General features: G+C 59.4%; 14 protein-coding genes. 9 read left to right on the plus strand and 5 right to left on the minus strand.

Annotated elements, in window-relative coordinates:
- Window positions 1-159: 159 nt before the first annotated feature.
- The 3 genes from JOE34_RS11480 (at window position 160) to groL (ending at window position 2,897) form a co-directional block, all read left to right on the plus strand.
- Window positions 160-654: an FxsA family protein gene (locus JOE34_RS11480; RefSeq protein ID WP_003363969.1), complete on the plus strand. Its 495-nt coding sequence runs from the start codon at window positions 160-162 to the stop codon at window positions 652-654.
- A gap of 256 nt (window positions 655-910) precedes the next feature.
- On the plus strand, window positions 911-1,204 hold the full coding sequence (locus tag JOE34_RS11485; RefSeq protein WP_003304675.1) for a co-chaperone GroES: 294 nt from the start codon (window positions 911-913) through the stop codon (window positions 1,202-1,204).
- Between the two features lie 49 nt (window positions 1,205-1,253).
- Complete coding sequence (groL, locus tag JOE34_RS11490) at window positions 1,254-2,897, plus strand: chaperonin GroEL (RefSeq protein ID WP_003413326.1); 1,644 nt, start codon at window positions 1,254-1,256, stop codon at window positions 2,895-2,897.
- An 82-nt stretch (window positions 2,898-2,979) separates the two neighbouring features.
- Here the strand turns inward: groL and JOE34_RS11495 are convergent, their stop codons facing one another.
- Complete coding sequence (locus JOE34_RS11495; protein WP_010423843.1) at window positions 2,980-3,720, minus strand: phosphatase PAP2 family protein; 741 nt, start codon at window positions 3,718-3,720, stop codon at window positions 2,980-2,982.
- 177 nt (window positions 3,721-3,897) lie between these two features.
- Here JOE34_RS11495 and colR point away from each other — a divergent pair, with 177 nt between their 5' ends.
- The 5 genes from colR (at window position 3,898) to JOE34_RS11520 (ending at window position 7,692) form a co-directional block, all read left to right on the plus strand.
- The gene (gene colR / locus JOE34_RS11500) at window positions 3,898-4,581 is read left to right on the plus strand and encodes a two-component system response regulator ColR (protein ID WP_002555020.1); all 684 of its coding nucleotides are present in this window, start codon (window positions 3,898-3,900) and stop codon (window positions 4,579-4,581) included.
- Entirely contained in the window at window positions 4,571-5,860 is a 1,290-nt protein-coding gene (locus JOE34_RS11505; RefSeq protein WP_024649479.1) for a HAMP domain-containing sensor histidine kinase, read from the plus strand. Before colR ends, JOE34_RS11505 begins: the two co-directional genes overlap by 11 nt.
- Window positions 5,861-6,060: 200 nt before the next feature.
- The gene (locus JOE34_RS11510) at window positions 6,061-6,741 is read left to right on the plus strand and encodes a class I SAM-dependent methyltransferase (protein ID WP_003313508.1); all 681 of its coding nucleotides are present in this window, start codon (window positions 6,061-6,063) and stop codon (window positions 6,739-6,741) included.
- Between the two features lie 4 nt (window positions 6,742-6,745).
- The gene (locus JOE34_RS11515) at window positions 6,746-7,468 is read left to right on the plus strand and encodes a lipopolysaccharide kinase InaA family protein (protein WP_016568884.1); all 723 of its coding nucleotides are present in this window, start codon (window positions 6,746-6,748) and stop codon (window positions 7,466-7,468) included.
- Complete coding sequence (locus tag JOE34_RS11520) at window positions 7,465-7,692, plus strand: hypothetical protein (RefSeq protein ID WP_017278167.1); 228 nt, start codon at window positions 7,465-7,467, stop codon at window positions 7,690-7,692. The genes JOE34_RS11515 and JOE34_RS11520 overlap by 4 nt, the downstream gene beginning before the upstream one ends.
- An 18-nt stretch (window positions 7,693-7,710) precedes the next feature.
- On the opposite strand, the gene JOE34_RS11525 is transcribed toward JOE34_RS11520, so the two are convergent.
- The 3 genes from JOE34_RS11525 to JOE34_RS11535 all read right to left on the minus strand — a co-directional run bounded on the left by JOE34_RS11525 (window position 7,711) and on the right by JOE34_RS11535 (window position 11,387).
- Entirely contained in the window at window positions 7,711-8,817 is a 1,107-nt protein-coding gene (locus JOE34_RS11525) for a DUF1513 domain-containing protein (RefSeq protein WP_046266519.1), read from the minus strand.
- Between the two features lie 16 nt (window positions 8,818-8,833).
- Entirely contained in the window at window positions 8,834-9,898 is a 1,065-nt protein-coding gene (locus JOE34_RS11530; protein WP_010423862.1) for an imelysin family protein, read from the minus strand.
- A 61-nt stretch (window positions 9,899-9,959) separates the two neighbouring features.
- The gene (locus tag JOE34_RS11535) at window positions 9,960-11,387 is read right to left on the minus strand and encodes a di-heme oxidoredictase family protein (protein WP_017278165.1); all 1,428 of its coding nucleotides are present in this window, start codon (window positions 11,385-11,387) and stop codon (window positions 9,960-9,962) included.
- Window positions 11,388-11,613: 226 nt separating this feature from the next.
- Here JOE34_RS11535 and JOE34_RS11540 point away from each other — a divergent pair, with 226 nt between their 5' ends.
- Entirely contained in the window at window positions 11,614-12,243 is a 630-nt protein-coding gene (locus JOE34_RS11540; RefSeq protein WP_003424424.1) for a pyridoxamine 5'-phosphate oxidase family protein, read from the plus strand.
- A 130-nt stretch (window positions 12,244-12,373) separates the two neighbouring features.
- Here JOE34_RS11540 and JOE34_RS11545 read toward each other — a convergent pair whose 3' ends face one another.
- Window positions 12,374-13,732 (minus strand): imelysin family protein, encoded by a 1,359-nt coding sequence (locus JOE34_RS11545; RefSeq protein ID WP_017278162.1) that lies wholly within the window; start codon window positions 13,730-13,732, stop codon window positions 12,374-12,376.
- Between the last annotated feature and the right edge of the window lie 169 nt (window positions 13,733-13,901).

The raw sequence follows: 13,901 nt of genomic DNA on the forward strand, positions 1-13,901 counted from the left end.
GGCCCTGAAATACACCGATACACGTTTGTGAAGGCCTGGTTCAGCTCACTTGTGCGCATAATTTAGCGGTAAGCCAGATGCAGGGAGCTTGAATTAACGACCTTATGACATCACATACGGTCTACTCGGAAGGCATTCTTCCCTTGAGGAACTCATTTGATGCGTGTTTTTTTGCTGCTGTTTCTATTATTCCCGGTACTTGAGCTGTTTCTGCTGGTTCGTGTCGGGATGTCCATCGGCTTTCTCTGGACCTTTCTGCTGGTCGTCGCGACGTCGATGCTCGGCTTGTTCGTGATGCGCGTAGCCGGTTTCGCGACGGCGCTGCGTGCACGCGAAAGCCTGGCGCGTGGCGAGTTGCCTGCCCAGGAAATGCTCGAAGGCCTGATGGTTGCCGTGGGCGGCGGTCTGCTGCTGTTGCCCGGTTTCATCAGCGACATTCTGGGTGTGATCTGCCTGCTGCCGATCACCCGTCGTCTGCTGATCAACAAGGTCCGCCAGCGCGCCCAGGATCAGGCCATGCGTCAGCGAGCCTTCGCCGATGATTTGCAGACACCTGCCAATCAGGGCGCGTCGAGTCATCGCCCGACGGCGATTCACCAGCCTACCCGCGAGCCCGACGTCATCGAAGGCGAGTTCGAGCATCGCGACAAGTAATCTTCCACACCCCCCGGCAGCGCGGCACCTCAGGGTGCCGCGTTCGTTTTGACCAGCCGGTTCGGGTGTAAAAAAATTCAACCCAAGACTTGTAATCACTTTGCTCGCCCTTATGTATGGGTCACCGCAAGGTTTCTGGCCTGAAGGCCAGACCGTATTCTGCGGTTCGCGCGTCGAACCGTAACCGGCAAGTCCGGATTTAAACCGGCCGGTGCACTCACCGGACGATCAAACAAACATAATCAGGAGATCGACAATGAAGCTTCGTCCTCTGCATGACCGCGTCGTCATCCGTCGCAGTGAAGAAGAAACGAAAACTGCCGGCGGTATCGTTCTGCCAGGTTCGGCTGCTGAAAAGCCTAACCGCGGCGAGATCGTTGCTGTGGGTACCGGCCGCGTGCTGGACAACGGCGAAGTACGTGCGCTGGCTGTGAAAGTGGGTGACAAGGTTGTGTTCGGCCCTTATTCCGGCAGCAACACAGTGAAAGTAGACGGCGAAGACCTGCTGGTGATGAGCGAGAACGAGATTCTTGCTGTCGTCGAAGGCTGAGTGCTCCCGCTGACTTCCGTTACTACTAAGTATTCAAGGAATAATGATCATGGCTGCTAAAGAAGTTAAATTCGGCGATTCTGGCCGCAAAAAAATGCTCGCCGGTGTAAACGTCCTGGCTGACGCAGTTAAAGCGACCCTGGGCCCTAAAGGCCGCAACGTTATCATCGAGAAAAGCTTTGGCGCTCCGCTGATCACCAAAGACGGTGTTTCGGTTGCCAAGGAAATCGAGCTTAAAGACCGTTTCGAAAACATGGGCGCGCAGCTGGTCAAAGACGTTGCTTCCCGTGCTAACGATGATGCAGGCGACGGTACCACTACCGCTACCGTTCTGGCTCAGGCCATCGTCAACGAAGGCCTGAAGGCTGTCGCTGCCGGCATGAACCCGATGGACCTCAAGCGCGGCATCGACAAGGCGACCATCGCCATTGTTGCCGAGCTGAAGAAGCTGTCCAAGCCATGCACCGACACCAAGGCAATCGCCCAGGTCGGCACCATCTCGGCCAACTCTGATCACTCCATCGGCGACATCATTGCCGAAGCCATGGAAAAAGTGACCAAAGACGGTGTTATCACCGTTGAAGAAGGTTCGGGCCTGGAAAACGAGCTGTCTGTTGTAGAAGGCATGCAGTTTGACCGTGGTTACCTGTCCCCGTACTTCATCAACAAGCCGGACACCATGGTTGCCGAGCTGGACAGCCCGCTGCTGTTGCTGGTCGACAAGAAGATCTCCAACATTCGCGAAATGCTGCCGGTTCTGGAAGCAGTCGCCAAGGCTGGCCGTCCTCTGCTGATCGTTGCCGAAGACGTTGAAGGCGAAGCGCTGGCGACTCTGGTGGTCAACAACATGCGCGGTATCGTGAAAGTTGCAGCCGTCAAGGCTCCAGGTTTCGGCGATCGTCGCAAGGCCATGCTGCAGGACATCGCTGTTCTGACTGGCGGTACCGTTATCTCCGAAGAGATCGGCCTGAGCCTGGAAACCACTACTCTGGAACACCTGGGTAATGCCAAGCGCGTCATCCTGAACAAAGAAAACACCACCATCATCGATGGTGCTGGCGTGAAAACCGATATCGACTCGCGTATCTCCCAGATCCGTCAGCAAATCGGCGACACCAGCTCGGACTACGACAAGGAAAAACTGCAAGAGCGTCTGGCCAAGCTGTCTGGCGGCGTTGCAGTGATCAAGGTCGGTGCCGGTTCCGAAGTCGAGATGAAAGAGAAGAAAGCCCGCGTTGAAGACGCCCTGCACGCAACCCGCGCAGCCGTTGAAGAAGGCGTGGTACCTGGCGGTGGCGTGGCACTGGTTCGCTCCCTGCAGGCTATCGAAGGTCTGAAAGGCGACAACGCTGATCAGGACGTCGGTATCGCTCTGCTGCGTCGTGCAGTCGAAGCGCCTCTGCGCCAGATCGTTGCCAACTCCGGTGACGAGCCAAGCGTTGTTGTCGACAAGGTCAAGCAGGGTTCGGGTAACTACGGTTACAACGCTGCTTCCGGCGAGTACGGCGACATGATCGAAATGGGTATCCTTGACCCGGCCAAAGTGACTCGCTCTGCTCTGCAGGCGGCGTCCTCCATCGCCAGCTTGATGATCACCACCGAAGCGATGATCGCTGACGTGCCTGACGACAAGCCAGCAGGCGGCGGCATGCCGGACATGGGCGGCATGGGTGGTATGGGCGGCATGATGTAAGCCAGCTTTACCCCCAGCGTTACACCCATAAAAAACCCCGCCTTGTGCGGGGTTTTTTTATGGTCTTTGTGTGCCGGATCAATCACTGCGTCGGTTGTACCTTGCTGTTCTCGAGCCCCTTGGGTTCGGGGCGGTAAAGCACGAAGTAATAAACCCCCAGACAGATCAGCCAGCAGAACACTGCGGTCCAGATGTTATGGGAAAAGAAGTGCGCACCTTGCAGCATCCGCCCGACAGAGAACACCGTTCCAAGGCCGAACGCCAGAGCCAGGCCCATTTTCGCCATCCGTGGACGACGGTCGCGAAAAGCGAAGAACAGCGCGAACAGGGTAAAGCCGGTCGCCGCATGCCCGCCCGGCCAGCAGCGTCCCGGTTTATCGGTCGCAGGGCGTGGGCTCAACAGTTCGCTGTAGGTTTCCTGCCCACCGAATTCCTTCAGGCTCCAGGGGCATTGCACTGACGTCACCACTTTCACCGGGGTAACGAAGGCGGTTGATAGCGCCATGGACAGCACCAGGCAACCCAGCTCCCTGCGCCATGGGATCAGGCGCTGTACTTTGAAGGACGCCGCAAAGCCGATCATGGCCACCGCGCCGAATACCATGACCAGTTGTTTGGCGCGGTCGTGGAGAACGTCTTCGAGAAAATAACTGTGCCTGCCGATGAACTGCCCGCTGACGGGATCGAAGGCCAGTTTGGCGATGTCCATGTCCAGGGAAGTCAGTTCAAGCAGCATGAGGATCAGTGCCACGGCGACAGGAATACCCAGGTAAATCCACGGGTTGATCGAATGGGAGTAGGGTGGGGCGACGGTTTTCGACATATCGAATCCAGATCTTTGAAGGGCATGCCGCGATTATTGTGTGCGACGGTTCGTCTCAAAGTGTGTCATGAGCCTTATGAATCATAGGTGAAAAAAACGTCATGCCATTTCGGCGCTGGCCCTCACGCCCACTTCGTCTTAAGCTGCGCCAGCCCAAACTGCATATGAGAGTGTTTTATGCGAATTCTTCTGGTTGAAGACAACCGCGACATCCTGGCGAACATGGCCGATTACCTGGGCATGAAAGGCTATACCGTCGATTGCGCCCAGGATGGCCTCTCAGGACTGCATCTGGCAGCCACCGAGCACTACGACCTGATCGTTCTCGACATCATGCTGCCCGGTATCGACGGCTACACCTTGTGCAAGCGCCTGCGCGAAGATGCCCGGCGCGACACGCCGGTCATCATGCTCACCGCCCGCGATCAGCTGGACGACCGTCTGCAGGGCTTCCGCTCCGGTGCTGACGACTACCTGCTCAAGCCGTTTGCCCTGTCTGAACTGGCCGCGCGGATCGAAGCGGTATTGCGTCGTGCTCAAGGTGGCGGGCGGCGAACCTTGCAGGTGGCCGATCTGGTCTATGACCTCGACACCCTCGAGGTCACGCGTGAGGGGCGCATGCTCAAGCTCAACCCGGTCGGCCTCAAGCTGCTCGCCGTGCTGATGCAGAAAAGCCCGCACGTGCTGCGTCGCGAGATTCTCGAAGAAGCGCTGTGGGGCGATGACTGCCCGGACAGCGACAGCCTGCGCAGCCATGTGCACCAGTTGCGTCAGGTGATCGACAAACCGTTTGGCAAACCGCTGTTGCAGACCGTGCATGGCGTGGGCTATCGCTTGGCCGAGGGCCGGGATGGAGTTTAAACAGAGTCTTGCGCAACGGATCATCATTGCCTTCGCATTGATGAGTGCACTGGTGGCCGGGTCGTTCGCCATCGGAATCATCTCCACCGTCCACCTGGTCGAAGAAAAGCTGATTTCCGCCGGCCTCGGTGGTGACCTCAACCGTCTGATGCTGATGGACAGTGTCAGCGACTGGAGCCACCGGCCCAAGCCCGACCAGTTGTTCTATTTCACCAATGGTCCGGGCGACTTCGACCTGCCCAAGGATATTCGTCACCTTGAGCCAGGTTTCCATGAGGTGTTCCGTGGGCCGTTGTCCTACCACGCCATGATCGAGGTGGTGGATGGCCGGCATTACGCCCTGTTGCAGGATCAGAGCGATTTTGAAGAGCGTGAGCGGGTGCTGTTCGCCGTCGTGCTGGTCGGTTTCGTTCTGGCCTTGGCGCTGGCGGTGTTTCTGGGCTGGGTGCTGGCGCGCCGGGTCATGGCGCCTGTAGTACGTCTGGCCCGGCAGGTTCGTCACCGTGACCAGTTGCTTGGACTGGCACCGCCACTGGCGCCCGACTATGCCGCTGACGAAGTCGGCGAGTTGGCGGTGGCCTTCGACGCAACATTGGGTCGCTTGCGGCAGGCGTTGATTCGTGAGCGCATGTTCACCAGCGACGTGAGCCATGAACTGCGTACGCCGTTGATGGTGCTGGCCAGCTCTTGTGAGCTGCTGCTGGAAAACCCTGCGCTCGATTTGCGCGGCCGCCGTCAGGTCGAGCGTATCGGCCGTGCCTGCGAAGAAATGCGCGATCTGGTGCAAACCTTCCTGATGCTCGCTCGCACCCAGCGCGAAGACCCGGCCATGACGCCCAAGGCCACGCTGGTCGGGGTGGCCGAGCAATTGATTTCCCAGTGGCGTGACCCGATAGAGAGCAAGGGGCTGCAGTTGAGCTATACGCCACCTGCCGATGACCAGCTGTCCGATATTCGTTACAACGCGACCTTCCTGCATGCCGTGATGGGCAACTTGCTGCGCAATGCGCTGCACTACACCGATCACGGATTCATCGCGCTGACCCTGCACGCAGAAAGCTTCACCGTGGAAGACAGTGGAGTGGGCATTCCCGAGGAAAAACGCGAGGCGATGTTCGAGCCTTTCGTACGTGGCAACGAGCAGCGCGGAGAGGGGCTGGGCCTCGGGCTGTCGCTGGTGCAGCGCATTTGTACCAATCAGGGATGGAGCGTGGATCTCACCCCAATGGAACCCCATGGTTGCCGGTTCAAGGTGACGCTCCACGTGATCAAACCCTGACCTTTCTCTCGAGTAGACCGGCCTTATTGTGTAGCGGCCAATCGATTGCACTTCGTCGATTGGCCACACACGGCCTCTAACTCTCTGTAAAATCTCGAAACACCTGACGTTAAAAGGTAACATTTTTTTCACATTCAGATGACCTGACGGTGACGGCCGTGCCTTTAGTTTGGCGCCCATCAACATCAGGAGCTGCTCTCATGAGCGATCGCATCGAACTCGAGTTTTCCCGAAAGTACGACAAGACACACGCCCGCCAGTACCTCGAAAAGCATCAGGACGGTATCTGGCGCAAGCTGTCGCATCACCGCGATGAACAGCTGGCGAGAAAGGCGCTGCACATGGCCGGGGACCCGGGCCTGGTGCTGGACCTGCCTTGTGGTGCTGGACGCTTCTGGCCGCTATTGGCCGAGAAGCCGAACCGCTCGATCATCGGTGCCGATAACTCCGCAGACATGCTCAGTACCGCCTGTGCCTCGCAGCCGGCAGACGTTGTAAAAAGGGTACAACCTTTGCAGACATCTGCCTTTGCCATCGACCTGCCTGATAACGCAGTAGACAGCATCTTCTGCATGCGCTTGTTGCACCACGTCGGTCAGTCCAGCGACCGGATGGCTCTATTGCGCGAGTTTCAACGCGTAACCCGTGACAGCGTGATCGTCTCCCTCTGGGTGGATGGCAATTTCAAAGCATGGAAGCGTGCGCGCCTCGAGAACAAGCGCCAGCAAAAAAACGGGCGGGAAAGTTACCAGAATCGTTTTGTGTTACCCGTTGTTACCGCAGAAACCGAATTTGAGCAGGCAGGATTTCGCATTCAGAACCGAATGGATTTCCTGCCCATGTACGCCATGTGGCGAGTCTATGTCCTACGTAAAAGGTAGAAAGATGGGTTTGCAGTCCGTGAAAGAACCAGTTGTGAACCCGATCCAGAATGAGTTTGATCAGTTCTGGAGCCAGCGTGGCGAATGGGTTGAAGAACCCAATGTGCGTCGCGGCGGAGAGAGTGGTGTGCAGCGGTTGATCATGGACAACGGGCAGACCCTCTATGCCAAACGCCAGACAGGTCACATCTACCGCAGCCTGCTGCACCCGCTGGGCCGACCCACCGTACTGCGCGAGCGCGAGGCGCTTGAAGGTCTACGCAAGCTTGGCGTCGTCGTCCCCGAAGTGGTGTTTTGTGGTGCCGAGCGGGGTGAGGACAACGCCTGGCGGGCATTGCTGGTCACCGTAGCGCTGGAAGGCTTCGAGGAAATTGAAAAGTGGCAGGCTGCCGGAGGGCGCGAGCGTCACGGCGAGCTGTTCTATGAGCGTGTGCTCAAGGAAGTGGCAGCCACTCTGGCCCGCATGCACCTGGGCCGCTGGCAGCACAGCTGTCTGTACATCAAGCACATTTTCGTGCGAGTGACGGGGGAAGGGGCGGACGCCAACGTCGAAGTCGCCTTGCTCGATCTCGAGAAGGGCCGTCGTCGCCTTACCGCTCAAGGCGCAGCCCAGCACGATATGAAACAGCTACGACGCCATTCGTCATTCAGCGCTGCAGACTGGCAGAAGTTGATCTACTTTTACCAGGCAGCGTTTGGCAGCTCTATCAAAGGTTTAGAGTCATGAAGCTAGAAATGGCAAGAGGTTTGTTTATCTTCGGTGCACTGGCAGTTGCCACCGTCGCCGTGGCGGCGCTTGAACAACCGTCTACCCGCATACTCATCACGCAGCATGGCGAGGGCTACTGCCCACTGCCACGCGTGGCGAAGAATCTTGTGAACGTGCAGCCGGACCACGACCTGTTGCTGTTCATGTACAGCCTGGCGCAGGGTACCGGGATCAAAAACTGAAGCCTTGGGCTCTCTTACCTAACCCACCTGAGCCAGATGAAGATGGTTGTCCCACAACCCGGCTGGCAGGTCCAACGGCTGGGCCAGCAGTTGCGCCTTGCGACAGTCATAGAAGCGGCAGCGTCCCTGGCCTGAGGTCACGACAAAGCCGTCGGCGACAGCCCCCACTCCCGCACAGTCCGGCAACGGCGCATCCAGTTTCAATGCGCCACTGTCCAGATCCCAGATAAAGAAGCGGTTGCCGCGGGGTGCCGTCAGAGCCACCAGCCGCAGTTCACTGTGCACTGCGACGCTGGCGGTGTAGTGGGCCATCGCGCGCAATTGCTCTTCTGCCACCGGAAACGCCTGGAATGGCTGGCCTGGACGCTTGATTGCCAGCAGTTCGGCCAACTCGTGGCTGTCGCCCATGAACTGTTGACCCGCGACGATGGTGCCATCGCTGGCGATGCCCATGTGGCGCACGCTGTTCATCTGCTGGGAAAGCGCTTCCTTGCTGAGCAAGGTACCGTCACGCTGCATGATGACCAGGCTGGGTTGCATGGCATCGAGGTTCATCTCTACCCGGCTTTCCGCTTCGGTGCGAATGCCACCATTGGCGACCACCAGCGTTTCACCGTCCGGCATCCAGGAGACCTGATGCGGGCCGATGCCATGCGTGGGGATCTCGGCCGAGTGCACCAGTCGCTCGTCGACGAAGCGGTAGACGCCCAATAAACCGCGGCCTGGATCGCGAGTATCGTTTTCCGTCGCATACAACCATTCGCCGTCGCGATGAATCACGGCATGGCCGTAGAAGTGGCGGTCGGGCTGCGAAACGATGGTTTGCAGCAAACGTCCATCGCGCAGGTCGATCAGGTAGCTTTCCGTGCCAGGACGACGGGCGATGAACACCGCGAGTGGCAGCTCAGGATGATTGATGATGTCGTGGCAGCGCTGGCCCACCCGGGTCGCGAATACCTGCGTTCCGTCGAGCTTGAAACCCACCGCATAGTGCTTGCCGTCGCCATCGTCGCGAGCGGAAAGCAACAAGGGGCGTGTGTTCTTTTGCTTGAACAGGGTCCAACCACCCAGCGTGCAGGCGCTGCGCAGAAGACTGCCGAGCGCCATGGCCTGACGTCGCAACATCACCTCTACCTCTTGATCAATCGCCGTCGTTGGCGTTGAAACCCAATTGAATGCCGAGGGCCTTGGCCAGCTCGCCTTCGTGCAGGCGGTGTACGGCATTCAGGCTGTCGTAAAACGCATTGAGTTGCTGGCGTCCTGCATCCGTGGCCAGCAGGTCGGCCAGTGGCGGTTTGAGTTCCGACAGCAATTTGCAGCTGTTAGCGTAGGCGGCATCGATTTTGTCGGCCAGCGGTTTCTGCTCGGCGGGCAGCAGGCTGCGCAAGCCCTTGTTGTCGACACCGGTCCACACCGTCTCGGCGCTGATCAGGCTGGCTTCCAGGCTGCTGAGCGACGACTTGCTGCGCCAGGCATCTGCCTGGAACGGCTGCGGCTGCCCCTTGCTCTGACGACCCAATGGCGTGCCGAGCTTTTTCTTCAGACTGTCGAGGGCGGTGACCTGAACCCGCAGCAATTCGGCAATCGCTTCATGAGAATCGGCGTAGCGCTGATTGGGGAACTTGCTCAGTTGCGCGAGCATGCCGTCGGTGCTGTTCCAGCTGTTGAGGATTTCTTCGGCAAGCAGCTTCTGGCGTTCACCGATGGCCATCAGTAGCGGGCAATAGCGTGCTTTTTGCTCGGCATTGGCCATGTCGATGTCAGCGTCGAAGAGGATGTATTCGTAGGCGGACAAACCCTGCACCACGACACTGGCCTTGGACAGTTCCTGGGCGGTGATCTGCGGCTGTGCAGTCACCAGTTGCTCGACCTGACGGCCCACCAGATTCTTCTTGTCTGGCCAGAACTGTATTTGCCAGGCGCGATTGCCTTCGGCCAGAGGGCCGATCAACAGCGGTTGCAACTCGGCCCAGGTCTTCTGTGCTTTCAGAAAGTCGGCGCGGGCGGTGGCCAGATCAGTCTTGCCCTGGCAGAACGCCAAGGCGCTGGCTGCCAACTGACGATCAGCCTCTACCCAACGGCTGTAGGTCGGCAGGATGACCTGTTTGGCAATCGCTGCGGACGTTACCGCCTGAGGGTCGGATGGCGAGCAGGCACCCAAGGCAAGCGCCGCAAGGCTGGTCAGCAACAACTTGGGTCGGAACATGTCCGGCTCCTTATTTCTGAAAGGAAGATGTGTGAACAGGAAGATTCTGCAAAGGGCGCAATCATAACGAATTCAGGAAGGCCAGCAGCGCTTCACGTTGCTGTGCGTCAAAAGCCAGAACCTGGCGCTGCGCCGCCTGGGCTTCGCCGCCGTGCCACAGTATCGCCTCAAGCGCATTACGCGCGCGACCGTCGTGCAACAGTTGGGTGTGTCCGCTTACCGTGCCGGTCAGGCCAAGCCCCCACAAGGGTGGGGTGCGCCACTCACTACCGGTGGCCTGGAACTCGGTACGGTTATCGGCCAGCCCTTCGCCCATGTCGTGCAGCAGCAAGTCGCTGTACGGGCGAATCTCCTGATTGGCCAGCTCGGGTTCGGCGGCGTCGCTACGGGTTTTGAAAGCGGGTGTGTGACATTGCTGGCAGCCCGCCTGGAAAAACAGGTTCTTGCCTGCCAGCACTTGAGGGTCGTCGACCTTGCGACGCGCCGGAACACCCAGGTTGCGGGTGTAGAACTCCACCAGGCGCAGGATGTTGTCGCTGACTTCCGGTTCGCCATCCGGGCCATTGCCATTGGGCGCAGCCAGGCAATCGGTCTGGGCCGGCGTGCAGTCATCGAAAGGGCGCAGGCTGGTGGTCAGCCCCATATCACCGGAAAAGGCATGCACGTTCTGCTGGTTGAGGTTTGGCTGTCCGGCTTTCCAGCCAAACCTGCCCATCACCACTTTTTGCCGAGCATCGTCCCACACCCAGTTGGGACGTCCCGAGATGCCATCGGCGTTCTTGTCGTCGGGGTCGGCATTGGCAAGGATGGCGTCATCGGCAATCGCCTCGAGCAAGCCTAGGCCGATCATCGGCGGGGCCACGCGAGCCGAGATGTGAGTATCGGGGTGCATGGGGCCATAGCCCAACTGGGTGATCCTGAGGGTCGGCTGGCGCAGCTCGACTGACGTGCCATCGCGAAACTCGACCGTCAGCGCATCGTACTCGACCCGCACCTTGCCCTCGGGCGCTACGCCGGGGTTCGACATGTCCTGCAATTGCCCGCCGTAAACCGGCTCGGGCAGCACGCCGTTGCGCTTTATGAGGTCGGCATAGGCCGGGTCATCGGGAATCGACAGCCTGACCAGCATGGACACGGCATTGCTGTCGCCAGCCTCCGGCGGGTGACCGCGACCGTCCTTGATGTGGCAGTTCTGGCAGGCATTGGTGTTGAACAGCGGGCCAAGCCCATCGCGAGCCGTGGTGGTCGATGGCGCAATCACCCACGGGCTGCGGAAGAAGCTGTTGCCGACGCTGAAGTCCAACCGCCGCACGGGGGCCAGATTGGCCGAGGGCATCGAGAAAGCGTTCTGGTCGCTCTTCCTCACGGTGGCGCTGCCACCCGACAAGGCTTCTCCCGGCTCGGCATGCGTGAAACGCGGGGCGTCATCGCATGCGCTCAGGACCAGGGTCGTGAGCAAGGCAAGTGATAGACGGAGCCGCGTACTCATAAACATCCTGCAACGGGGCGAAAAATCGGGGCGTGCAAGCTTATCAGCCTCGTGCGGTTTGAATAAGAGGGATTATCGTTTGCGACGTGTTGTGCAATGTGATGTTACGAATCTTTGAGGCTGGTCGGGTCCTGATGTTTTTGCCTATGCTGCGCAGGCTGCTTCACACGATCAGTCACATGACGCTGGCAGCATGCATACACCAACGGCCAGCAGAGCTTATCCAATGAATAACCCGGACAACAGCGCGTTCGTGACCACCATTCAGGCACTGGAAGCGATCTATGGACCGATCGCACCTCCTTCGCTCCTCAAGGAAGTTGACCACATCCACGAGGTCTACCGGCCTTTCATCGAGCAGGCCCCGTTCGCCGTGCTTGCCTCTGCCGGTCCTGACGGGCTCGATGCTTCTCCACGTGGAGATCAGGCGGGCCTGGTGCATATCGAGGACAGCAAGACGCTTTACCTGCCGGACCGACGCGGCAACAACCGCATCGATACGCTGCGCAACATCGTCAACGATCCGCGCGTCGCGCTGCTGTTCCTTATACCCGGCGTGGGTGAAACCCTGCGCGTCAACGGAACCGCACAGATATCGGTTGAGCCCGAGTTGCTGTCGCGCTTCGCAGTGAAGGGCCAACTGCCCAGGTCTGTCCTGCGTATTTCAGTGACCAGCGTGTATTTCCAGTGCAGCAGGGCGACCATCAGGTCCGGTTTGTGGGACCCGGCGAAGCACATCGAACGCAGTGCGCTACCCACTGCCGGGCAGATCCTCAAAGCGGTTTCGGCGGAGCAGATCGACGGCGAAGCCTACGACAAGGCGTTGCCGGGACGTATTGCGGATACGTTGTATTGATGCTTGGAAGTCTGCCCATGTCGCAGGTCAACGCGCACGGCAGTTGCAAACGATGCCTGTCAATCAGACACAAAAAATGCCGGTCAGCGAACTGACCGGCATTGATCGTTACTGCAACAAACGCGGTTGATCAGAACTCGTGATCGGCGTTGTCCGGGTTCAGGTCGGTGATGCCCAGCTTGCCAGCCGCCTGCTCGATAGCGCCTGTCTGTTTGACCAGCGCGGCGATGGCGTCACGCACCACCTGATTGCCAGCTGTGTTGCCGGCAGCGATCAACTGGTCGAAATGCTCGCCCTTGTTCGCATGATCGACGATGACCTGCAACTTGGCCTGAGTGTCGTCCAGATCAGCGCGCAAGGTGGCGTCCGTGGCCGGGTCTGCCTTGGCGACCAGAGACGAAAGGCTCGGCCCGCTGACTTTGCTGCCGTCAGTACGGGTGTACTCGCCCAGGTAGACATTGCGAATGCCTTTGCCGTTGTAGAAGTGCGAGTTGTGCGTGTTGTCGCTGAAGCAGTCGTGTTCGTCTTCGCTGGAGTTGGCTTCCAGTGCGACTTTCATGCGCTCGCCCGCCAGTTCACCCAGCGACAGGCTGCCCATGCCGAAGAGCATTTTGCGCAGGCCGCTTTCGCCGGATTCGGCTTCCAGCGTGGCGCGGTAGTTGTCGGGCACGCCGGGCTTCCAGTTACCGGACATTTCTTCAAGGTCGCTGACCAGCAGGTCGGTGACGGCCTTGAGGTAGGCGCGGCGACGGTCATTGTGGCCGCCGGTTGCGCCAGCCCCTTGCAGGTAATCGCTGGCCGGACGTGCGCCGGCGCCAGGGCCGGTACCGTTCAGGTCCTGGCCCCAGAGCAGAAATTCGATGGCGTGGTAGCCGGTGGCGACGTTGGCCTCGGAACCGCCCAGCTCGTTCAGGCTGGCGAGTTTTTCGGAGGTGATTTCCTTCACGTCGACCTTGTCTTCGCCGACCTGAATTTCGGTGTTGGCGATGATGTTGGCAGTGGCGCCCGGGTTGCCCAGCGCGTGCTGGTAATCCTTGGCCACATAGTCGATCAGGCCTTCGTCCAGGGGCCAGGCGTTAACCTGTCCTTCCCAGTCGTCGATGATGGTGTTGCCGAAGCGGAAGACTTCGCTCTGCATGTAAGGCACACGCGCAGCGATCCACGCCTCACGGGCGGCTTTCAGGGTTTCATCGTTGGGTTTGGCCAGAAATGCGTCGACGGCAGTGCTGAGTTTTTTCGCTCCGGCCTCGGCATCGTCGAACACGGCGGACACCATGTTGGCGTAGTTCGCGACCACAGCCTTGGCCGCCGCATCGTCAGTCTGGGCAGCGGCTGCCGGAGCAGGGGCCGCAGGCGTCACAGCTGGCGTCGCCGGAGCAGCGGCTGGCGCGGGCGCCGGTGCGGCAGCCTTGTCCTTGCCTTCGCCACAACCGGCGAGAGAGATAGCGATGGCCAACAGACTAGCGGTTGCCAGAGGCATACGAATCATGACGGAATCCTGCGTCGATAAAGGTGATGGCGGGGGTGCGCCCATAAAATCTGCGACATAATGCGAAAGATTTGCATTCGATGTAAAGGCAAAACGCCTGTGTGGGCGTGTTCAGGCATCCGGCAGGTTGTAACAGTCGGTTTCAAGATGACCTGAATGGCCGGAAGCG

Origin of the sequence: Pseudomonas sp. PvP028, assembly GCF_017832255.1 — a bacterium.
GTDB classification, from domain to species: Bacteria; Pseudomonadota; Gammaproteobacteria; order Pseudomonadales; family Pseudomonadaceae; genus Aquipseudomonas; species Aquipseudomonas syringae.